The following is a 22,785-nucleotide window of genomic DNA, read 5'->3' on the forward strand; positions in this document are numbered from 1 at the left end:
CGATAAATTATATTTTTTTTCTTAATCTTGCAACAGGAATATTTAGCTGATCTCTATATTTGGCTATGGTTCTTCGAGCTATATTATATCCCTTATCATTAAGTATTTTCATCAAATTATCATCGGTAAGAGGCTTTTTGGTGTCTTCATTTTCAATTACTTCTTGTAAGATGGTTTTAATTTCACGCGTGGAAACTTCATCTCCTTCCGAATTGGTAAGGCTTTCAGAAAATAAATCCTTTATAAGCAAAGTTCCATAAGGAGTATTTACATACTTACTGTTCGCAACCCTTGAAATAGTGGATATATCTAAACCGGTAATTTCAGCTATATCTTTAAGTATCATCGGTTTAATTTGTTCTTCATCTCCGGTTAAAAAATAATCCATTTGATAGTCCATAATTGATTTCATGGTTATATATAAGGTTTGTTGACGTTGTTTAATGGCATCAATAAACCACTTAGCAGAATCTAACTTTTGCTTAACAAACATTACCGCGTCTTTTTGTTCTCTCGATTTATGTTCGGTATTTTTATACGTATCCAACATTTCAGAATATTCTCGGGATATTTTTAACTCAGGGGCATTCCTTCCATTGAGTGTCAGTTCCAAATCACCATCAACAATTCGAATAGTAAAATCAGGAATAATTTGTTCGGTATTTTTTGAATTATTTGTAAAAGCTTTTCCTGGTTTCGGATTTAAACGTTCAATTTCATTAACAGCACGTTTAAGATTTTCTTCAGAAATAGAAAATTTTTGCTGAATTTTATTATAATGCTTTTTTGTAAAAGCATCAAACATTTCATTAATAATTTTGTAGGCAAGTTCTGTAGATTCAGTGGGATTTTTTGTTCTAAGTTGCAGTAATAAACATTCCCTGAGATCTCTAGCTCCAATACCTGTAGGATCTAATCTTTGAATATAATTTGTTAGTAATTTTTCAATTGTTTCTACATTAGTATAAATACCTTGAGTAAAGGCTAAATCATCAACTATAGAAGATAAATCTCTACGTAAGTATCCGTCATCATCCAAATTTCCAACAATAAAATCGGCTATTTCTTCTTCATTTTCAGTTAATCTAAATGTATGTAATTGTGAGCTTATATGTTCTTGAAAAGATTCATATTGAGCATACGGTAATTCCTTATTTTCATCATCGTCATTATAGTTATTAGATTGAACACGATAGCTGGGAACTTCATCATCACTCAGATATTCATCTATATTAATGTCCGGAGCATCAATAATTTCACTATCTCCTGAATCATCAAAATCATTCTCAGAATCAAAGGAATCTGAAGAATCATAATAATCATCATTGTCATCTTCCAAGGCAGGATTTTCTTCAATTTCTTGTTTTACTACTTCTTCAAATGCAAGGATTGGAAGCTGAACTAGTTTCATTAGTTGAATTTGTTGAGGAGATAGTTTTAAAAGTTGTTTTAGTCTTAAATCCTGTTTTAACATAAAATAGTTTCTTTATAAAAGTAGATTAAGTAAGGTTTATAAATTCAAATTTACACTATTAATATTTAAGATACAAATAAAGGCATAATTTTTGTGATAAAAATTTTTTGTGAAAGTTTTAATTTATACTATTTATATTAAAATAGAACTTTACTGCATTTATTAAGTAAAGCGCTTATATAATCACACATTGACTAAACTTATATAGTTAATCAACTATATAAATTTAATTAATAGATAAAAAAAATGAATTTATGTTTTAATCTAATAAGGTGCTTAAACCATTTAAAAATCCTGTTAGTATATATTTTTTAATGAATTTTTTAGAATTCAGCATTTTTAGGAGTTCTTGGAAATGGTATTACGTCACGAATATTATTCATACCTGTAACAAATAATACTAAACGTTCCAGACCTAGCCCGAATCCGGAATGAGGGACTGTACCAAATTTACGAGTATCTAGATACCACCATAATTCTTTTTCATCAATGTTCATATCCTTCATTTTTTGTTTTAAAACATCAATTCTTTCTTCCCTTTGCGACCCCCCTATGATTTCACCGATTCCGGGAAAAAGGACATCCATGGCCCGAACGGTTTTATGGTCGTCATTTAAACGCATATAAAATGCCTTTATTTTTGCCGGATAATCATATAATACGACCGGACTTTTAAAATGTTTTTCAACCAAATATCTTTCATGTTCAGATTGTAGGTCTGCTCCCCATTCATCAATAAGATATTTAAATTTTTTCTTTTGATTAGGCTTGGAATTTTTAAGTATTTCGATAGCTTCAGTATAGCTGAGCCTAATAAATTTATTTTTTAATACAAATTCTAATTTTTCCAGTAAATTTTGTTCCGATTTTTCTTCTTTTGACTTTTGTTTTTGCTCTTCTTCAAATCTTTTGTTTAAAAATTCTAAATCTTCCTTACAATTTTCTATAGCATATTGAATACAGTATTTTAGAAAATCTTCTGCGAGATCCATATCATGCTCCAAATCATAAAAGGCTACTTCCGGTTCAACCATCCAAAACTCTGCTAAATGTCGAGTAGTATTAGAATTTTCTGCTCTAAAAGTAGGTCCAAATGTATATACTTTTCCAAGCCCCATAGCAGCAGTTTCTGCTTCCAATTGTCCTGAAACGGTCAGATTGGTTTTTTTACCAAAGAAATCTTGAGAAAAATCTATATTTCCATTTTTATTTTTAGGAATATTATCTAAATTAAAGTTGGTTACGGTAAACATTTCCCCTGCACCTTCAGCATCTGATCCGGTAATTATAGGGGTATTGATATAACAAAACCCATTTTTGTTAAAATATTGATGAATGGCAAAGCTTAGTGCGTTCCTTACTCTCATTACAGCAGCAAAAGTGTTAGTACGAAAACGAAGATGGGCTTGTTCCCTCAGTTTTTCCAACGAATGTCTTTTAGGCTGCAAAATGGTTTCCTGAACATCTTCAGGAACAGCATAACCATAAATTTTTATTTTACTGGCCATTACTTCTATTTCTTGTCCTGCTCCTTTACTTTCAGCAACTTTTCCTTCAACATATAAGGCAGATGCAGTTGTAATTTGTTTTAATGTTTCAGTATCAAAATCGTTGTAATTGATAATTATTTGGATATTATTTTGCCCGGAACCGTCATTTAACGCAATAAATTGATTGGAACGAAATGATCGTACCCATCCTTTAATTACTACTTCTTCCTGTAAAGCTTTTTTCCCTTTAGCTAACAATTCTTTAATACTGTAATCGTTCATTTAATAATTTTTAATCGATAAGCAAATATAACTAAATTTCAACGTAATTTATGGTATTACTATATTCAAATATATTTAGATATGATTAAATATTAATATAGTAATTGAATATGCTGTTTATTGATATTTATATTTATTTATATTTGGTAGAGGATAGTCTCCGAATAAAGGCGCTAAACGTATAGCTGAATATACCATATTAGAATACTTGTTTCCTATAGCTATTATCGTAACTTTTTCATCTAATAAATGAATAAATATTGCATTGCTGCCATGCCACCATCCGGTATGGTAAATTAATTTTTTACCGTTATTAAATACCATCAATCGTATTCCTAATCCGTAATTTTTAATATTCGGTACTTCATTACTGTAGGGAGTAAACATTTGATCTAATAAGTTTTTACGTAAAAAATTAGGAGCAAACATAGCCTGACTTAATCTGAAAAGATCTTCCGGAGTGGTATATACGTTCTTATCCCCATAAACCAAGTCGAGATGATTGAATTTATATGGTCTTCCGTCAGGATAATAGGATACATTAGCTTGATTTAAATCTTTTTCTTGAAGTACATAGGAATGTTTCATTCCCAGAGGTGTAAATATCATAGTATTTATTGCTTCTGGAAAGGACATTTTTGTTATTTTTTCTACTATTAAAGCTAAAAGGGCAAAATTAGTATTTGAATAAGAAAAATGAGTATTCGGTTTTGATTGTAATAAAGGAATATGAGTAGAAAATAAATGTAAAACATCTTCATTTGACATTTTTTTTCTTTTATCCCACGTATTGATTATATCAACCAAATGAGTATATTCAGGAAGACCGCTTCGGTGCGTTAATAAATCATGTATGGTTATATCCGAATAAGGAAACTCCGTAAGTATAGAATTTACTTTTTCGTCCAATTTAATCTTATCGGCTTCCACTAATTTTAAAACAGCTAAGGAAGTTAAAATTTTACTTACCGAAGCCACATGTAAAGATGTTTGAGAAGATATTAATGTTTTATTTTGCAAATTTGAGTATCCATTATATTTTTCCAGTAAAATAGTATTGCCCCGAGCAACTAAAACCCCTCCGCTCAAATTTTGAGATTTCCAAACATGGGTAAAATATTTATTCAGTTGATTTATAATAGTTTGGTCTTCAGATGAATAATTATCTTTTATTGTAAATATAGTGTCAAAATTTATGTTGTAATATCCGGGAACTAAGGGTATATCATTCTGAACAACTTTATTAGATTCATAATTTGACTTTTTGCAATGGATTAAGGTTAGATTAAAAAGGCTAAATAATAATAAAATATATAAAATTTTTTTACACATTTTTTTAATGAATATTTTAATAATTAGTTCTTATAAAATGATTTTGCAAGTTAAATTTAATATTGTTAATTATTTCTTAAATTAAATATAAAATGTTATAAAATTAAATTATATTTGAAACTATAAATTTAAATAATTTCCGCTAAAATGCAATGATTCCGTTGTAAAGAGCGTGTAAAAATTAAATACTTATTTCCACCATCCATTAATTGGTATTTTTTTTTGATTTCTTCAGGTTTAATTGGGTAATTTCTACTGATTATATTAAATTTTTTATGAACAGATTTTTTAGGATTAAAATTTTTATCAATAATTAAAAATGTACGTCCCGGAAAATTTTCCAATTTATTTTCTGATGTGTAAATATGTGAATTCGAATGCAGTTTACTAATTTTAAATTTGTAACTTATTTGTTTAAATGCTCCTGATTTTAATAGGGAAGAGTTGGGTAGATATAAATATGATTTTGGGTTAGAGTAGGGGGGGGGGGGTGATATTTTTTCCTCTTGCCAATAAAAGCAAAAATCCGGTTGATCTGATTGAAGATTGACACAGTGAATATATGGATTGAATGGATGCATTTTATTTTGAGGATTTAATTGAACTAGTAATTCTTTAGTTTCATTTTTAACAGATATAATATAAATTTTCAAGATGGGTAATTGTTCAATCGCTCTTTGCAGATCAAGAAGAGGAGAAAGTTTTATAAAAATGGATGTTGAGAATTTGAAAAGTTTATTCAGGAGGTTTAAAATATTAGGTAATAAATCTTTTAACTCAATTTTTTTATTTTTATTTTCGTCTCGTCTCGATGGATCTATATAAATAAAATCAAATAAACAAGTATTTTTAGAAATAAAATCTTCGGCAGTTTTATTGATAAATTTAACATTTTTTTTGCCAAGAACTGAAAAATTATGTTTTACTATTTCCAACAATTCAAGGTTCGGTTCAACATAATAAAATTCTTCAGTATTTTCCGATAAAAAAAAACTATCTATTCCTGTACCTCCGGTTAAATCAATTCCGGTTTTTCCGGTTATCATTGATTGTTTAAAAATAGCTGTGCTTTGTGATGAAGCTTGTTCAAGATTAATATGTGGTGGATATATAATCCGATTATTTTCATATAGAATAGGAACTTTTTTTTGGGCAATTTTCTTTCCTTGAATTTGCTGAACTAATTCAAGAGAAGATAAATCTGTAAAAGGAGATTTTTTTACTATTAATTCAGATAAATTAGAATATAAATTATTGTTAATATATTCTTGAACATCTTTATTTATTAATTGGGCATTAATCACTATTAAAGAATACAATATTTATTGCAAAAATACATTATATTAAATAATTTTAATACTTCTTTAGCAAACACTATACGTACAATGGATATTAGTAAAAAATACTATTTTATAATTAAATATAAAATTTGACTTACTATAAATTTTTAGTTATTGCTTGAACAATTTTAAAACGGTTAAAGAAACTCTTCATAACAACCCTTAAAACAGTATAACCGGGAATTGCAAAAGTAACACCTAGGGCACCAAATAGTATACCGAAAATTAACATAACTAAAAAAATTTCTAAAGGATGAGATTTTACACTTTTTGCATAAATCAATGGCTGAAAGATTGCATTATCAATCAATTGTGCAATTAAATATAAAATACTTATCCAAAATATAGTAGGTATAATTTGTGAATTAAAGTCCATCCCCAATGATAACATGCTGCTCATACTTAATAAACTGATGATAAAAAAACCAAGCAAAGGACCCAAATAGGGTATGAGATTACAAAATGCACAAAACATAGATATTATTACCATATCTTTTATGTTAAAACCACCTAATATAGCCAAGTAAAGTAAAAACATGGAGAATATTTGCAAACATAATCCAAGAAAATATCTTGTTAATAAATCATTAATATTAGAAAGAACTTGAATGACTTTTTTGATATCATTTGTTGGTGCGGCACCTATTATAATTCGGTTAAATAAATCTTTTTCTCTTAAAAAGAAAAAGGTAATAAAAGTGACAGAAAATATGGAAATACCCAATTCAGCTAAAAAAGAAAATCCACTTTGAAGAGTATCCATATGTATTCTAAAATTAAATTTTGAAGTAAATAATTGTGCATAATTATCTTCAAATAAATAGATATGTTTACTTTTCAGAGCTTCGTCAATTAATTTTACCTGTTCTGTAATTGAATTTTGTAATTTATCCGTATCTAAAAGAGATAAATTTGAGGCTTGTTCTAAGGCTAATGGAATTACAAAGCTTAAAAAGGTAAGAATTGTTCCCACCATAACTAAAAGTGTGATAAAAGCAGAAATGGTATTAGATATATGTACTTTTTCGCTTAAAAAATTCATTATTGGTCTTCCCATTAATGAAAAGGCAAAAGCGACAAAGATATATCCTAAAACAAAGCGGATTTTCCATAATAGAAAAAACAAAAGAACTGTGAGGAAGATTACTGTTACAGCACTGATTATACCTTTACTAATATCTTTGTAATTCATATATCATAAATATCTATTGCCTTATTAATCTATTTTTTAACACATATTCCATTGGATACTATTATACTTTATTCATATAATGAACAATTAATAATACAGAAATACTAAAATTATCAACATTAACAAAATTATTTTCTTTTATAAGAATATTTTTAACTATACTTTATAATATAAGTTGTTTTATAATTTATTAATTACTTTAATAAAGTAACGTAATATACATTATATATTCTCATTAACAAAAAAGAATTTAAATGAGGTTTTTATAAAGTAAATTTAAAGTTTCGTTTTTGGCGCAATAGAATCATCTTTTGTTACCATAATAAAAATATCTTCATTATTTTTTTTAAAAAAATAATTTTCACGAGCATATTTTTCACGAGCTTCTTTATTATTTTTTAAATTTTTATACTGAATATTTTCAGAATCTAATTTACTCTTATAAAATTCTTTTTCATGCTTTAATTTAGAAATTTCATTATTTAATTCTTTATGAGTTAAATAGGAATTGGTATCAAAAAAAAGCATCCATATTATAAACATAATTGAGAGTATTAAATAAATATTGGAATACCAATGTTTACCGAAAATAGATTTTTTATCTGAGGATTTATTGCCGTTTTTTTCCATTTAACTGGAATGATTTTTCAAAGTATTTTGTATAACCGTACTTAATACATCTATGGCTACTGTATTTTTTTTCAACGTTGGAATTATAATGTCTGCATAAGCCATAGATGGTTGTATAAATTCCTCATGCATGGGTTTTAAAGTGGACTGATACCTTCGTAATATTTCTTCTAAATCTCTTCCCCTTTCCTGTATATCCCTTCGTATTCTTCGAATTAATCTTTCATCTGAATCTACATTGACATATACTTTAACATCAAATTGTTTTCTTAATTCTGGATTTGTTAAAACCAATATTCCTTCAACAATCAATATTTCTTTTGGCTGTATAATGGTAATATCTTCGGTTCTGGAATGAGTTATAAAAGAATAAATTGGTTCCTCAATAGCTTGACCGGATTTTAATTTTTTTACATGTTCAATTAATAGATCAAAATCAATGGCTCTTGGATGATCGTAGTTTAACAATTCACGTTCATCAAATGAAAGTTCCGGATTATAGTGATAATAATTATCTTGAGTTAGAACATTCACATTATTGGAATCCAATTGTTTAAGGATATTATTTACAACAGTTGTTTTTCCTGATCCGGTTCCTCCGGCTATACCAATGGTTAACATTTATTTCGTTATATTTTTAAGTTAAAATTTCAATGCAGAAAATAATGTACCAAAATTAAGTTAAAGTAAAAGATTAAAGCTCTTTAAGCTTTCCTTTAAAATCGGATAATGAAGTATAATTTTTAGATTTCATAATTTCTTTCAAATCAGAAGATAATTTTGAAAATATTTTAACATCATCTTTCATTAGCTGTGTTCCTACTTGTACCATGGAAGCACCGCATAAAATATGTTCGAAAACATCTCTGCCGGTTTCAACACCTCCACAACCAATAATTGATATATTTTTTCTTAATAATTTATAAAACATTCTTACGTTGGCTAATGCAGTAGGTTTTACATAAGCACCTCCAAGTCCGCCAAAACCACTTTTAGGTTTTATAACAACGGATTCATCTTCAATGTACAATGCATTGCCAATACTATTAATACATGTTACAAACTGGATCGGATACTTATTTATAATTTCTGCGATCATTTCAAAATGTACCATATCAAAATAAGGAGGTAGTTTAACCCCTAAAGGTTTAGTATAAAATGAAAAAACCTTTTTCAAAACTTCTTCGGTTCGTTCAAAGTCGTATCCGGTTTGAGGTTTTCCCGGAATATTTGGACAAGATAAATTCAATTCAACTAATCCTTGAAAATCAGAGTTTTCAATTTGAGTGAGCATTTTAATATTATTTTCCAAGGTTAAGCCGGCAATTGAAAAAAATAAGTTATCATTTCCCATTTCATGTTCAGTAAGAACATAATCAAGATAAAATTCAAATCCTAAATTAGGTAGTCCCATTGAATTAATGCTTCCTAATTTTAAATCAACATATCTAGGAGAAGGGTTACCTTCTCTGGGAGATAAAGTACAACTTTTTGTTATCCAAGTTCCTGATTCGGAGTTCTTCAAATTTGATAGTTCTTCTATGGTCATACATTTAACTCCCGAAGCATTCATCAAACAATTGCTAAACTTTTTATTGAAAATGGTTGTTTCTATAGAAATCATTACTATACTTTTTGCAAATATCAGAATATTTATGATGAATAGAAAAGTTATTTAATGTTTACCCAATAAAAAAAATACTTATACATAAACAAATTCGTAACTTAATCAAAGAAAATTTTTAAACCTGAAAACTTTTAAAACTTAAGGTAACTATTATAACTTTTCTTTATTATGATGTAAATTATTCATTAACGTATATATAACGACTTTAAAGATCATTTGTTGAAACCAATTTTACAATAAAGGTATAATTTTTGCATTTATTAAGTTAAGTAAAAAATAATTTTTATTTTAATCAATTAAAATTAATAATAGGAAAAATTTATATTAAGTAAATATTCAAATAAATTATTAAATATATCTCACTTCCTTTTGTTTATAAAATATTAGAAATTATAAACAATATAAAAAATACAGTCATGGAAGAACAAGATTTTAAAATGCAAAAGGAAAATTCGAATAATCTATCTGTTTCGATTAATGATAAAAAAGAAAAATTACCTAATAATCATATAACTTTTGCTATTATTTCAACTATTCTTAATCTATTTACTTGTAATTTTATAGGGTTGATTTTTGGAATTTTGTCGATCATATTTGCGAATCAGGTCAATATAATATATAATACCGGAGATTATTTGGGGGCAATTTTGAAATCCAAAAATGCTCGAATTTTATCAATAATTTCTTTAATCATATTTTTTTCCGGTATCTTAATTTTTATTATATATATACTTTTTATAATATTTTTTGGTAATATCACTTATTACCAAGGATGGTTCAAAAATACTTATAAAATTGTATATAACAATTGAATTTAACATCCATAAATATGAGTTAATTTTTAATTAAGAAATGTCAATCAAGATTTTTCTAAATAGAAGTTTTTTGTGGATCTGCTTACTATTGTTATTTACATTAGTATGTGTTTATTACTATATTACTAATCCGAGCAAATCTAATTATTTTGTGCCGTGTTTATTTAAAAAAATAACCGGAATGAATTGTGCAGGTTGTGGCGGACAAAGAGCATTTCATTTATTGTTACACGGAGAATTTTTACAAGCATTACGTTATAATTTTTTAATTTATTTTTTACCCTTTTTTTTATATTTATTATGGGTATCCATAGAAATATATATTTTCAAAAATAGAAGGTTTGTATCTAAATTTATCTTTTCTAATAAGTCAGGAATAATAGTTTTAGCAACTATAATTATTTATACAGTCTTAAGAAATATCCCCTATGAACCATTTATTTATTTATCACCACCTAAGTAACATGACAAATATCAATAGGATAAAAGTATAAATACAAGATAATATTTTTTTCATGTTTTCTTACTTTGTACCTTTGTTAAAGATTGTATGTAGCAATTTTTTTAACAAAAAATAAATTATTAAATGAGTAGATATACTATAACTACAGCTCTTCCCTATGCAAATGGACCTTTACATATAGGTCATTTAGCAGGAGTATATATACCTGCAGATGTATATGCCCGATTTTTAAGAAGAAATGATCATGATGTTATATTAATAGGGGGATCGGACGAACACGGAATTCCTATTACTATAAGGGCAAAAAAAGAGGGTGTTACTCCTCAGGATGTGGTAGATAGGTATCATGAATTAATGAAGCAAACATTTACGGAATTAGGAATTTCGTATGATAATTATTCCAGGACAACAGCACCTATTCACATTAAAACAGCCCAGGAATTTTTTTTGAAACTACATCAAGAAGGTAAGTTCATAGAGGAAGAAACGGAACAGTATTTTGATGAAAAAGCAAACGAATTCTTAGCAGATCGATATATCGTAGGAACTTGCCCAAAATGTGGTAATACGAATGCCTATGGTGACCAGTGTGAAAAATGTGGTACAACATTAAGTCCAGATGAGCTGATCGATCCTCATTCCATGTTAAGTGGAGAAAAGCCCATATTAAAAAATACGAAACATTGGTATTTACCCCTTCATGAATATCAAGATTTTATTTCCGATTGGATATTAAAAGGTCATAAAAAAGATTGGAAACCTAATGTGTATGGTCAAGTCAAATCTTGGTTAGAAGATGGGCTTAAACCCCGTGCTATGACACGTGATTTGGATTGGGGAATACCGGTACCTTTAAAAGGTGAAAAAGGAAAAGTTTTATATGTTTGGTTTGATGCTCCTATAGGCTACATATCTTCTACTAAGGAGTGGGCCGAGAGAACCGGTAAAGATTGGAAGCCTTATTGGCAAGATAAAGATACTAAGCTTGTTCATTTTATTGCAAAGGATAATATTGTATTTCATTGCATAATTTTTCCCGCCATGTTAAAAGCTCATGGAGATTATATATTACCGGATAATGTACCTGCCAATGAATTTTTAAATTTAGAAAACGATAAAATTTCCACATCAAGAAATTGGGCAGTTTGGGCGCATGATTATCTTACTGATTTTCCTGGAAAGCAAGATTCTTTAAGATATACATTATTAGCTAATGCACCTGAAACTAAAGATAATAATTTTACTTGGAAAGATTTTCAAACTAAAAATAATTCTGAATTAGTAGGAATATTAGGTAATTTTATTAACAGAGTTTCTGTTTTAATTAATAAATATTATGAAGGTATAATTCCTGAAGTTAGAGATAACTTTCAATCGGAAGAGTTGGAAAATCTTTCTAAAATATCAAAAGAAATATCGACATACTTGTCTAAATATGAATTTAGAAACGGATTAGGCTCATTAATGAATTTAGCACGTTTAGGGAATAAATTTTTGCAAGAGCAAGAACCTTGGAAAAAAATTAAAGAAGAACAGGAAAAAGTAAAAGAAACCTTATATGTAGCAGCTCAAATAGCAGCTTATCTTGGTGAACTGTCAGAACCTTTCATCCCTTTTGCTTCAAAAAAAATAATGCAGGGTTTTAACTTATCTTATCATTCTTGGAAAGAACTTGAATCGGGTAAGATACTGTTACCATCAGGAGCTAAAATAAATCTTATTCCACTACTTTTTGATAAAATTGAAGATAAAGAAATTAATTATCAAATAGCAAAGCTTGAAAATTCAAAAAGACAAAATGCGATTGAAAACAACAACACCTCAGAACCGCAAAAAGATATCATTAGTTTTGGTGATTTTGAAAAGATTGATTTAAGAATAGGTACCATATTGGAAGCAAAAAAAGTTGAAAAAGCTGATAAATTGCTGCAAATTAAAGTGGATATAGGTGTTGATGTTCGAACTATTGTTTCAGGAATTGCTGAAAGTTTTTCACCCGAAGAATTAATAGGTAAACAAGTTACGGTAGTTCTTAATTTAGCTCCTAGGAAAATACGCAACATTGAAAGTCAAGGTATGCTGTTGTTGACTCAAAATTCAAATGGAAAATTTTCATTTATAACCCCTGATGATATAATTGAAAATGGTTCATCTGTAAAATAATTAAAAATTTAATTATTATAATATAGAAATCCCTTATAATTAAGGGATTTTTTATATAAAATATATATATTATATCTAAATAAAATAATCTTATTTAATTATATATTAAATATTAATTGGTATAATTTTTGTTTTAAGCTTTATCAGAATATTAACGCTAAAAAATTATGGAATACTTATTTAATTCAATTTCTGAGTTTATTACACCTGATATAGTCTCAAATATTTCTAAAATTTCAAAAGAAAAAGAATCCAATATTACACAAGCTATTCACACAACAACCGCAAGTCTTTTAGAATTAATTTTGGAGAAAGGGGAGCAAAAAAAAATGGAATCTATATTAAAAGGAATCGCTAACATGCACATATTGTTTAGCGTTTCCAATTTATTTTTAGATAAAACGAACCTAAAAAAGCAATGTGCAAGTTTAAAGTTTTTAACTTATTTACTTAAAGACCGTTTAGAAGAATACTATTCATTAATTGCTACTTCTTCTCATGTATCTTTAATAAATAGTAAGAATATTGTTGCTAGATTAGGCTTATTAATACCTGCTTTTCTTGGTGAAAAAATAGTTTCAAATATAAGTTTAGCAACTTTACTGAACCAACTGCAAGATGAAAGAGATGATTTTCAAATATATATACCTTTTGAAATGTCTGAAATTTTAGAACAATCACGTATAAAAGCTTTTCTTGAACAAAAATTTTGGATGTCGTTTTTTTAAAATGTTTTAATGAAATATTTTTATAAACTTTAAAAAAATATTTTAAAATTTACGCTTTAAATTAGTTTTATATTGCTTTAACGTTCTGCTGTTTTAAATTTATTTAGGTAAATTTTACTTTTACTAACATAATTTATATAATATTGAATCATGTTTGATAATAGTATGTAAATCAATTAATATTCATAATAATTTTGCAAATAAGATTAATGTAAAAATCACAAGTATATGATTTTATACCACAATTTAATATAACTACTGATTTTTTATAGAAGTTTTTATAGTATTCTGGTAATAGAAAAATATTTACCATCTATTAGTCTGGGAATAGATATTGCATTATGTTATACAATTAATAACTTTATGAATTAATAAATACTTATTAAAATTAAGTTAGTTAGGATATACAATTAATACATTAGATATATAAATCATATTTATGCACCATACCATTGCATTTTATAATGTTGAGAATCTATATGAATCCGATATTTATAAAAATAAATTAATCAGTAAATTACCATTTCAAGGAAGTCGTTCCTGGGATATTTCAAGATATAGAAATAAACTACTTAAAATAGCCAAAACTATTAGTAGTATAGGAGTTAAAGAAACTCAAAAGTTACCCACTTTTTTTGGCTTATGTGAAATAGAAAATAAAAAAGTTATTGATGAACTACTCGAAAAATTCCCTTTTAAAGCAAATTATGGATATGTTCATAAAGACTCATTGGACGAAAGAGGCATAGATACAGCTTTTTTTTATAATAAGGAGTTTTTAACAATTCAAGAATCGGAATTTTTACGTATTCCTATTTTTAACGATGATGGTACAAGAGATTACACAAGAGATATAACTTATACCAAAGGAAAACTAGAAGGTAATATGGTTCATTTTTTTGTTTTGCATTTACCCTCTAAACGAGAAAATAATATCAATGTTTCTAAACGAATTTATATTCTGCGCGAATTAAGAAAAAAATTAAATGAAATTTTTGATAAGGATGCGTTTGCAAATATAATAATAATGGGAGACTTTAATGAAGACCCTACTACAACATATTTATATCAACAGCTTTGGAATAAAAAAACGGTACAGGAGTTAAAAGAGCGCGAACTCTATAACCCATTTGAAAACTTATATAAAAATAATGTTTATAGTACTTTTCATGAAGGTAAAGGAATGCTCTTTGATCAAATTATTTTTTCCAAATCCTTTTTTGAAGAAAAAAATAAATTAAGATATTCAAGCTCCAATGTTTTTAATGCCCCATATCTTCAAAATACGGAAAGGGAAAAATTAGGAACACCTTGGAGAACCTATTCCGGTAGCAGATATTTAGGGGGATATAGTGATCATTTTCCAGTATATGCTATTATTGAAAGTATAAAATAAACTAATCTTATATTTTAAAATATTTCTTTTTTAACATATAGATAATATCTGTTTGAGTTATAAATATTTCATCAATAAATGAATCAGAATGTTTTGTTGATAAATTGACTTTAGAGATATCATCAGTTTTTGATAATAACATAGGTCCATTTCCTGTAAGTAGCCATGTAGGATTTAAATCCGGAAACGTTTTCAATATTTTTTCAATGGTGTCAGTATGTAAACCGGACTTTTTCCTTCGTGCCCTACCGATAAGTCCGACAGATAAATTTGCTAACTTAGTCAGTTTATTATCATTTAGGTTTTTAAAAACCATAAAATCTAGTAATCTATCAATAGTGGTTTTATGTTTATTTTCCATAATTTTATGATTAAAATAATGAATATATATAAAATAATGTATGTTTATTAATGGTACAAAAATAAAAAAAAGTTTTATATTGATAATATTCAAGATTAAATAGTTATCTTTACAATGTAACTATTTGAATATATGATACAAAAAGAATTTATAGAAAACATTATTGAAATTTTTAGACAGAATGATAAATTTGAGTATGTTGACTTTAAAATTGATATAAATCAAAATACTATTAAAATTATATATTTAATAGAACCCAAATATTTTATATTATGTAAGGATGAAAATTATTTCATTGAAAAAATAGATAATGAGAAATATAATATTTCAGGAGAGGTGGTTCCAGGAAGATTTTCAATGCATGAAAATTTTGTACTTGATAAAATCAATGATGTTTATATTAGAATTGAAAAATGGCTAGATGTTATATGGAATGAAATTTCTTTAACATCTCCATTAAGCCTTTTGGCTGAAGAGCAAGAACAAATAGATAAAATTTGTGAAAAATTTGATGAATATGATGATTATTTCAACACTGAAGAAATTATAATAATTAAACAAAAGCTCAAGCTTCTTAGAAAAAATCTTGAAGAAGAAATTATATCTATTGTCGATGATTATGAGTTAAGTAGATTGGAAATTGAAAAAATGCATAAAAATTTTGATACTTTGGAACAAATTCTACCATCATTAAAAAAGAAAGGGTGGGTAAGAAGCCTTACCGGTAGAGTGTTTCATAATACGAAAAGGTTATTGGAACTTAGGCAAAAATTAATATTGAATACATTTAACCAACATAAAGAAGAATAGGAGAATACTATTATGGATTTATATATGAAAAAAATCTATTAAATAAAATTCGGAAGATAAAATATTACGTTAAAATTTTCAAATATTTCAGCATATAATTTTATAATAACTTTAACACTGCCATTATTTTATCTTTTATAATATCGTAATTTATTAATAATCAAATAAATAATTTTTTTAAAACAGTACAAATATATAGTTTTTTATCTATTTTTATAGAAATCAATATAAGCAGTTTTGGATGTTAGAAAAAAATCTATAACTTTGTACTCAAATAAGTGAGGCTAAGTAAAATAAAGATTTACTTATGAAATTAAATATTAAAAATTAAATAAATAGAATAAGAATAATAAACACTAAAAAGTAAAAATTATTAATTTAACACTAATGCTTAACAGAACAACTTAACACTAATAACTTTATAAGAATTAATTAATTATGACACTTTAACACTAAAAAAACTATTAATTAACACTAAGACTTAACACACACACTTTAACACTAAAAACTTAGAAGAATTATTAATTAATTAACACTAAAAACTCTAAAGATCATAATTGATTGAGTATTTATTAAAAAGTCATCTTTTTTGAACTGAAAGGATGGCTTTTTGCTTTGCAATATACATACATAATTTATTTAATACAATTTTTTTATAAATTTTATAAAAAAACAGACTATTTGTTTAATAGCCTGTTTTAAAATATATTTTTAAAAAAAATGGGTCAATGCATAAAAGTATATTAACTTATTTTTCAGTTTTCATTTCTTCAGATTCTTTTTTCAAGATAGCATCAAACTTTTCCAAAGTTACTGTTTTCTCCTTTTTCTGAATTTTAGCGTCGAAAATTTTTAACAATTCTTGTTGAATTAAGTTACCGGATGATTGACGAACATGTTCTTCATTTTTCATGGCATTCGCTACATACTTGTCTAATTCTGCATCAGGAATATCGACATATCCATACATAGCAAATTGTTGTTTCATTTGGTTTTTAGTGTATTCAACCAAATCGTTATATTGTACACTTATCTTGTTATCAGAAAGAATTTGACCTTCAATTAATTGATAACGCAAAGCTTTTACCGATTTTTCGTATTCAGTAGCTGCATCTTCATCACTCATAGGCTCTTTAGCCTTACTTTTAATGAATTTTTTCAAAAATTCTGTAGGTAAATCGAATTTTATAGTATCTAATAGCCATTCTACAGAGTCATTCATAAATTTTGTATCAGATTCTTTTTTATAATAATTTTCGATTTCGTCTTTAATTTTTGCTTTTAATTCTTCCTCACTTTTAACTTTATCTTTACCGTAAACTTTATCAAAAAGTTCTTGATTTAATTCAGCTTTGGTTCTAATAGAAGTTTTTTCAACATTTATTTTTAAATTGGCATTATAATGATGAGCATCTTCATGAGAAAGTCCAAAGAAATGCTGAAGTTGATGAACATCATTAAACAAATCTTGAGCTTGTATAGTAACAATATCTCCTTTTTTCCTACCTAAAAATGAATTTTTATCTTTTAAATCATCTACTAAAAAAGTTATAGTAGTATTTATTCCCTCCTCAACTTGGTTTCCCTCTGCGTCAATTTCTAACACCTCCCCAACAAAATTTCCTCCTTCTTCAATTTTATCTGCATCTGTAACTTCACCCAATTGAGTCTGCATTCTTAAAACAGTATCATCAATTTCTTTATCAGTTGCTTCAATTTTGTAATAAGGAATTTTAGCCTTAGAAAGATCTATGCTTAAATCAGGAGCTAAGCCTAATTCAAATTCAAAGGTCATATCTTGAGCATTAGGGTCCAATTCATTATTTGTTCTTGGTAAAGGTTGCCCTAAAATGGATAATTTATTTTCAGAAATGAAGTTACTTAAAGTATCATTTAAAACTTTGTTGATTTCTTCAAAAGTTACAGCACCTTCATATTGTTTTTTTACAATACTCATCGGGGCTTTCCCTTTTCTAAAGCCAGGCATATTCAGCTTTTTACGATAATCATTAAGTGATTTTTCAACATTGGGTTTATAGTCTTCTGGCTTAATGGTGATTTTAACAATAGTATTTAAATCATCTATTTTGTTTTGTGTAACGTTCATTTATATTCTAATTTATGAGCCGGCAAATTTACAAAAAGTATTTAAAAAAAGGAAATTTTTAACACTAAGGATAAAATTAAAACCTCATTTAATTCTCAATAAATCTGTAATTTATCAAAATTATTTATCTAAGTTTTTATAGATTCTTATATGGATGGCTAAAAAAAGATATTCATTAGATTTATGTTTAACATTGTAAAAATGCCATTCTTTACTACTAACATATATAGGCATATATATATAGCATATAAATTGATTAGAATAAATTTTAATGTATGTAAATTTTAATTTTAAATTGAGAAACTAATAAAAATATAATAGAAAGTAAGTATATAATTTTGATAAAAAATCCAATAAAATTAATTCATTATTTTAAATTGATTTTTTAGATAGTTTATAATATTTATGAAAAATTGTGTATGATGTTGATATGATTTATATTTGCCTTATATAATAATAATCAAGCTTTGAAAAAAAGTAAGCGATTACATACTCCCAACCAACCATTATCTACTACATTAAATTTTTTATTTGAAGATAAAAAAGCATCTTATATTGTTAATAATGAAAAGAAAATTATACATTATGAAAGTATATTGACTCAAGTAGATAAAGAAACTATACAAAATAAGCTTTTAAAAAATAATTTTTTTAACACAAAGTGTAATTTTTTAGATGTCACCCTATTAAATGATAAATTTACGCTGATTCCCCATGAATTTTTTGAAGAAAGAACTGCTGAAATGTTTTTAAATTTAAATGTTCCTCATTTAGAAAATATGGGTATACGATTTAATTTAATACCCAATTTTGATTTAGTATTAGTCTTTTATTATCCTGAAATAATTGAGGCACTTTTCACATCGTTTTCAGACAAAATTAGAATTTCTCATACAGGATTTAAATTCTTATCAAAAATTAATAAAGATTTTTATAAGAATGGTTATTTTATTCAAATTTATGATAATTATTTTGAGATATCCATTATAGAAGAAGAAAAATTAATTTTATATAATATATATCCTTACAAAATAGTGGATGATATAGAATATTTTTTAAAACTTATATCTACTACATTAGACAAGAAACTTTCTATGTATAATTTATATTATTACAATATTCCTCATAGAGTTAAATCCTTAAAAAGATTTGAAAAACTTTTTCATGATGTTATTTTTGGTGTAGAAAACGTTTTTGAAAGAGAAAATTATACAATTTTAGATATATGATACGAATTATATCAGGAAAACTCAAAGGAAAGAAAATTTCTGCACCTAAACATTTTGAGGTTAGGCCGACCACTGATTTTTCAAAAGAAGCATTATTTAGCATCATTACCAACAGATACACTATACCGGATATATCAGTACTTGATTTGTTTTCGGGGATAGGTTCAATAGATTACGAATTTGCTTCACGTGGTTGTAAAGATATTACTTCTGTGGAAATGAATGAAAAACATGTTAAATTTATTCAAGATACCACCAAGATTTTAGGGATAAGTGATATAAACGTGGTGAGACAAAATGTTTTAAGTTTTTTAGAAAAGGGAAGCTATAAAAAATATGATATTATATTTGCAGATCCACCTTTTGATTGGGAAGATAAGCAATATGAAAATTTAATTCAGTCAGTACTTCAACATAATTTTTTATCAGAAAACGGTGAATTTATTTTAGAGCATAATACACGCAAAGATTTCTCAGAATTTCCCAATTTCACTGAATCCAGAAAATATGGGAATGTACGTTTTTCTTTTTTTAATTTTAAAAATTAAATTTTTACCTGAAAAATAAATCTCAAAAATTTATAAATAATTTATAAATGATCATATATTTTTTTATATCACTTATCTAAATTTTGAAATAATTTAGTACATTAAAAAAATTGTGTCTATTGATTATTTCGTTTATCGAAATAGATTATTTATATAATTTATGGTTGGTTATTATTTCTTATTTTTTCAATAGGCATAAAAAAAGAGTACTCGGTGTTGTTGAGCCCCATTTTGACCGAATCAATTCAGTATACTTCTCAAATATAAATTATAATTACACGACGCGGACTTTTAAAAAATATATTTCAGGCAGTTTATTTATGTATCTGTGAATATTCAATTTATTTGATGGTTATACTATTCTAATCATAATGAAAAAATTAATTTAAAAAATTATCTTTATATAAAAATAGATCAAAGCATTAATTGAACAGCTTAAATAATATAAAATAGTTAATCATAAGAACAACCATAACCCAAATTAAAAATTGTGACGAATCTAGTTGTTTTAAGAAATAATTCATAAAAAATAAAAATTTATCAATCTCACATTGTATTTCATAAAAAAATTAACATTTGAATATACTTGGGTTTGTATTTTATTCTTTTGTAATACAACTTTGTATGTTTTTAATTTTTAAAGATAAATTTATGTTGTAAGTTGTGATTTAAATTAATAACTTTGAATAAATTTTATTAGTATGAGCACAAAAATTGATTACATTCCATATAAAGTTAAGGATATTTCATTAGCTGATTGGGGAAGAATGGAAATTGAATTAGCAGAAGCTGAAATGCCCGGATTAATGGCACTTCGTACAGAATATAAAGAAAAACAACCCTTGAAAGGAGCTAGAATTGCCGGTTGTCTTCATATGACTATTCAAACCGCTGTTTTGATTGAAACCTTACAAGCATTAGGGGCTGAAGTTTCTTGGAGCTCATGTAATATTTTTTCCACTCAAGATCATGCTGCTGCTGCTATAGCAGCTAAAGGCACATCGGTATATGCTTGGAAAGGTATGAATGAAGAAGAATTCAACTGGTGTATTGAAAAAACCCTTTTCTTTGGAGAAGATAAAAAACCTTTGAACATGATTTTAGATGATGGAGGAGATTTAACTAATATGGTTTTAGATAAGTATCCGGAATTAGTTTCAGGGATTAAGGGTCTTTCTGAAGAAACCACTACTGGAGTACATAGATTACATGAAAGAGTTAAAAACGGTACTTTGTTAATACCGGCTATCAATATTAATGATTCCGTTACAAAATCAAAATTTGATAATAAATATGGATGCAAAGAGTCTGCTGTTGATGCAGTACGTAGAGCTACCGATTTAATGATTGCAGGTAAAGTAGTAGTAGTAGCAGGATATGGAGATGTAGGTAAAGGTTCGGCTGCATCATTTAGAGGAGCCGGAGCGAGAGTTATTGTCACGGAAATTGATCCTATATGTGCCTTGCAGGCAGCAATGGATGGATATGAAGTTAAAAAAATGGATTATGCCATTACTAAAGCAGATATTGTAATTACCTGTACGGGAAATTGTGATATTATACAAGGTAAGCATTTTGAAAAAATGAAAGATAAAACCGTTGTTTGTAATATAGGACATTTTGATAATGAAATTGATATGGCTTGGTTAAATGCCAATTACGGTTCCACTAAAGTTACCATTAAACCACAAGTCGATAAATATACAATTAACGGAAAAGATATTATTGTTCTTGCGGAAGGTCGTTTAGTTAATTTAGGATGTGCAACCGGCCATCCAAGTTTTGTGATGAGTAATTCTTTCTGTAATCAAACACTTGCTCAGATAGAGCTATGGCAGAACTCTAATAAATATGAAAATAAAGTATATACTTTGCCCAAGCATTTAGATGAAAAAGTAGCTAAGCTTCACCTGGCTAAAATAGGAGTGGAACTAGACATTCTTTCAGAGAAACAGGCAAAATATATTGGAGTTCCTGTTAAGGGACCGTTTAAATCGGATGAATATAGATATTAACATATTCATTACTACACTAATATGATCCGGAATTTTTCCGGATTTTTTTATTATATACTAAATTTCATTTAATATTCTTTTGTATAATTCAATATTTTTTTCATTTTCCATTTTTTTTATTTTTTGTAAATTAAAATCCGGATATTTTTCAGAGATGAACTTTTTAAAACGTTTAGGATTTCTTATTAAAAAGAAGCTGTTATCTTCTTCCAGATATATGATACCTCTTGGTTTACAAATTACTGGATACATGATTAATCCACCAATACCTCCACCTAATAAACCCGAACTAAAAGCAGCTGAACTACTTCCATATATACCCTCAGCATAGAGAAACTTGCCTTGTTCTTGTATCTTTAAAAAATTATTAGCTCTTTCCGGACCAAAATCTTTTCCTTCAGAGGTAAATACTGATTTAATTTTTTTAGGACTGATATATAGATTTCCTTCATATACTATAGCAAAAACATTTTTTACTCGTTTATTTTTTTCATCGTAAAATTTATAATCCGTAATCTTTCCTATATGAGTTTTTACCGTTAGTTGATAATTAGTTTTTGAAGGTATTTTTTGAGAGAAATTTTCAAATGAATCATAAATGCCTTCAGGATAATCCTTTATTTTAGTTTGCGAGTTTACAAATATACTCAAGAAGGATAAAGTAGATGTGACAAGAAAGATTTTAAACATAATGAATATTTTTTGATTTTTCAAATATAATTAATATTTTAATGAGATAAACTAATCCAGTAAATTAATTATTGTTTAAAATACTTAAAAGCT

The 22,785-nt window shown here is 26.7% G+C and carries 20 protein-coding genes; 9 read left to right on the plus strand and 11 right to left on the minus strand.

All coding sequences use genetic code 11. The features are described from left to right. Positions 1-7: 7 nt before the first annotated feature. The 8 genes from rpoN to ASC36_RS07435 all read right to left on the minus strand — a co-directional run bounded on the left by rpoN (position 8) and on the right by ASC36_RS07435 (position 9,364). Entirely contained in the window at positions 8-1,474 is a 1,467-nt protein-coding gene (gene rpoN / locus ASC36_RS07400) for an RNA polymerase factor sigma-54 (RefSeq protein ID WP_055425858.1), read from the minus strand. Between the two features lie 323 nt (positions 1,475-1,797). Further along, positions 1,798-3,246, minus strand: coding sequence for an asparagine--tRNA ligase (gene asnS / locus ASC36_RS07405; protein WP_055425859.1), 1,449 nt, complete (start codon positions 3,244-3,246; stop codon positions 1,798-1,800). Positions 3,247-3,363: 117 nt separating this feature from the next. Further along, complete coding sequence (locus ASC36_RS07410; RefSeq protein ID WP_055425860.1) at positions 3,364-4,578, minus strand: serine hydrolase domain-containing protein; 1,215 nt, start codon at positions 4,576-4,578, stop codon at positions 3,364-3,366. Positions 4,579-4,706: 128 nt separating this feature from the next. Further along, positions 4,707-5,897, minus strand: a complete 1,191-nt coding sequence (locus ASC36_RS07415) for a class I SAM-dependent methyltransferase (RefSeq protein WP_245630760.1) — start codon at positions 5,895-5,897, stop codon at positions 4,707-4,709. 118 nt (positions 5,898-6,015) lie between these two features. After that, on the minus strand, positions 6,016-7,110 hold the full coding sequence (locus tag ASC36_RS07420) for an AI-2E family transporter (protein WP_073961242.1): 1,095 nt from the start codon (positions 7,108-7,110) through the stop codon (positions 6,016-6,018). Positions 7,111-7,386: 276 nt separating this feature from the next. Next, positions 7,387-7,740, minus strand: a complete 354-nt coding sequence (locus tag ASC36_RS07425; protein WP_055425863.1) for an FtsB family cell division protein — start codon at positions 7,738-7,740, stop codon at positions 7,387-7,389. Beyond that, positions 7,741-8,361 carry a uridine kinase gene (udk, locus tag ASC36_RS07430; protein ID WP_055425864.1) on the minus strand — a complete coding sequence of 207 codons (621 nt, stop codon included), beginning with the start codon at positions 8,359-8,361 and terminating at the stop codon, positions 7,741-7,743. A gap of 73 nt (positions 8,362-8,434) precedes the next feature. Continuing rightward, positions 8,435-9,364: a dihydroorotate oxidase gene (locus tag ASC36_RS07435; protein WP_055425865.1), complete on the minus strand. Its 930-nt coding sequence runs from the start codon at positions 9,362-9,364 to the stop codon at positions 8,435-8,437. Between the two features lie 419 nt (positions 9,365-9,783). Here ASC36_RS07435 and ASC36_RS07440 point away from each other — a divergent pair, with 419 nt between their 5' ends. From ASC36_RS07440 to ASC36_RS07460, 5 genes are all read left to right on the plus strand, one after another. Further along, complete coding sequence (locus ASC36_RS07440) at positions 9,784-10,179, plus strand: CD225/dispanin family protein (protein WP_055425866.1); 396 nt, start codon at positions 9,784-9,786, stop codon at positions 10,177-10,179. 40 nt (positions 10,180-10,219) lie between these two features. Continuing rightward, positions 10,220-10,645, plus strand: a complete 426-nt coding sequence (locus ASC36_RS07445; protein ID WP_073961243.1) for a DUF2752 domain-containing protein — start codon at positions 10,220-10,222, stop codon at positions 10,643-10,645. Between the two features lie 123 nt (positions 10,646-10,768). After that, positions 10,769-12,808: a methionine--tRNA ligase gene (metG, locus tag ASC36_RS07450; RefSeq protein WP_055425868.1), complete on the plus strand. Its 2,040-nt coding sequence runs from the start codon at positions 10,769-10,771 to the stop codon at positions 12,806-12,808. Between the two features lie 167 nt (positions 12,809-12,975). Further along, on the plus strand, positions 12,976-13,536 hold the full coding sequence (locus ASC36_RS07455) for a hypothetical protein (RefSeq protein WP_055425869.1): 561 nt from the start codon (positions 12,976-12,978) through the stop codon (positions 13,534-13,536). 439 nt (positions 13,537-13,975) lie between these two features. Next, positions 13,976-14,932 (plus strand): endonuclease/exonuclease/phosphatase family protein, encoded by a 957-nt coding sequence (locus ASC36_RS07460; RefSeq protein ID WP_055425870.1) that lies wholly within the window; start codon positions 13,976-13,978, stop codon positions 14,930-14,932. Positions 14,933-14,939: 7 nt separating this feature from the next. Here ASC36_RS07460 and ASC36_RS07465 read toward each other — a convergent pair whose 3' ends face one another. Then, positions 14,940-15,293, minus strand: coding sequence for a hypothetical protein (locus ASC36_RS07465; protein ID WP_055425871.1), 354 nt, complete (start codon positions 15,291-15,293; stop codon positions 14,940-14,942). Between the two features lie 132 nt (positions 15,294-15,425). Between ASC36_RS07465 and ASC36_RS07470 the strand changes: the two genes are divergently transcribed. Beyond that, positions 15,426-16,103, plus strand: a complete 678-nt coding sequence (locus tag ASC36_RS07470) for a hypothetical protein (RefSeq protein WP_055425872.1) — start codon at positions 15,426-15,428, stop codon at positions 16,101-16,103. A gap of 748 nt (positions 16,104-16,851) precedes the next feature. Here the strand turns inward: ASC36_RS07470 and ASC36_RS07475 are convergent. Continuing rightward, positions 16,852-18,210 (minus strand): trigger factor, encoded by a 1,359-nt coding sequence (locus ASC36_RS07475; protein WP_055425873.1) that lies wholly within the window; start codon positions 18,208-18,210, stop codon positions 16,852-16,854. Positions 18,211-18,677: 467 nt separating this feature from the next. Here ASC36_RS07475 and ASC36_RS07480 point away from each other — a divergent pair, with 467 nt between their 5' ends. The 3 genes from ASC36_RS07480 to ahcY all read left to right on the plus strand — a co-directional run bounded on the left by ASC36_RS07480 (position 18,678) and on the right by ahcY (position 22,002). Next, entirely contained in the window at positions 18,678-19,439 is a 762-nt protein-coding gene (locus ASC36_RS07480; protein WP_055425874.1) for a DUF3822 family protein, read from the plus strand. Next, positions 19,436-19,987, plus strand: coding sequence for an RsmD family RNA methyltransferase (locus tag ASC36_RS07485; protein WP_055425875.1), 552 nt, complete (start codon positions 19,436-19,438; stop codon positions 19,985-19,987). The genes ASC36_RS07480 and ASC36_RS07485 overlap by 4 nt, the downstream gene beginning before the upstream one ends. Before the next feature lie 701 nt (positions 19,988-20,688). Continuing rightward, positions 20,689-22,002, plus strand: coding sequence for an adenosylhomocysteinase (ahcY, locus tag ASC36_RS07490; protein ID WP_055425876.1), 1,314 nt, complete (start codon positions 20,689-20,691; stop codon positions 22,000-22,002). A gap of 57 nt (positions 22,003-22,059) precedes the next feature. On the opposite strand, the gene ASC36_RS07495 is transcribed toward ahcY, so the two are convergent. Next, on the minus strand, positions 22,060-22,692 hold the full coding sequence (locus ASC36_RS07495; protein WP_055425877.1) for a hypothetical protein: 633 nt from the start codon (positions 22,690-22,692) through the stop codon (positions 22,060-22,062). Positions 22,693-22,785: the final 93 nt, after the last annotated feature.

The sequence above is a fragment of the Apibacter mensalis genome, from assembly GCF_001418685.1.
Taxonomy (GTDB): Bacteria; Bacteroidota; Bacteroidia; order Flavobacteriales; family Weeksellaceae; genus Apibacter; species Apibacter mensalis.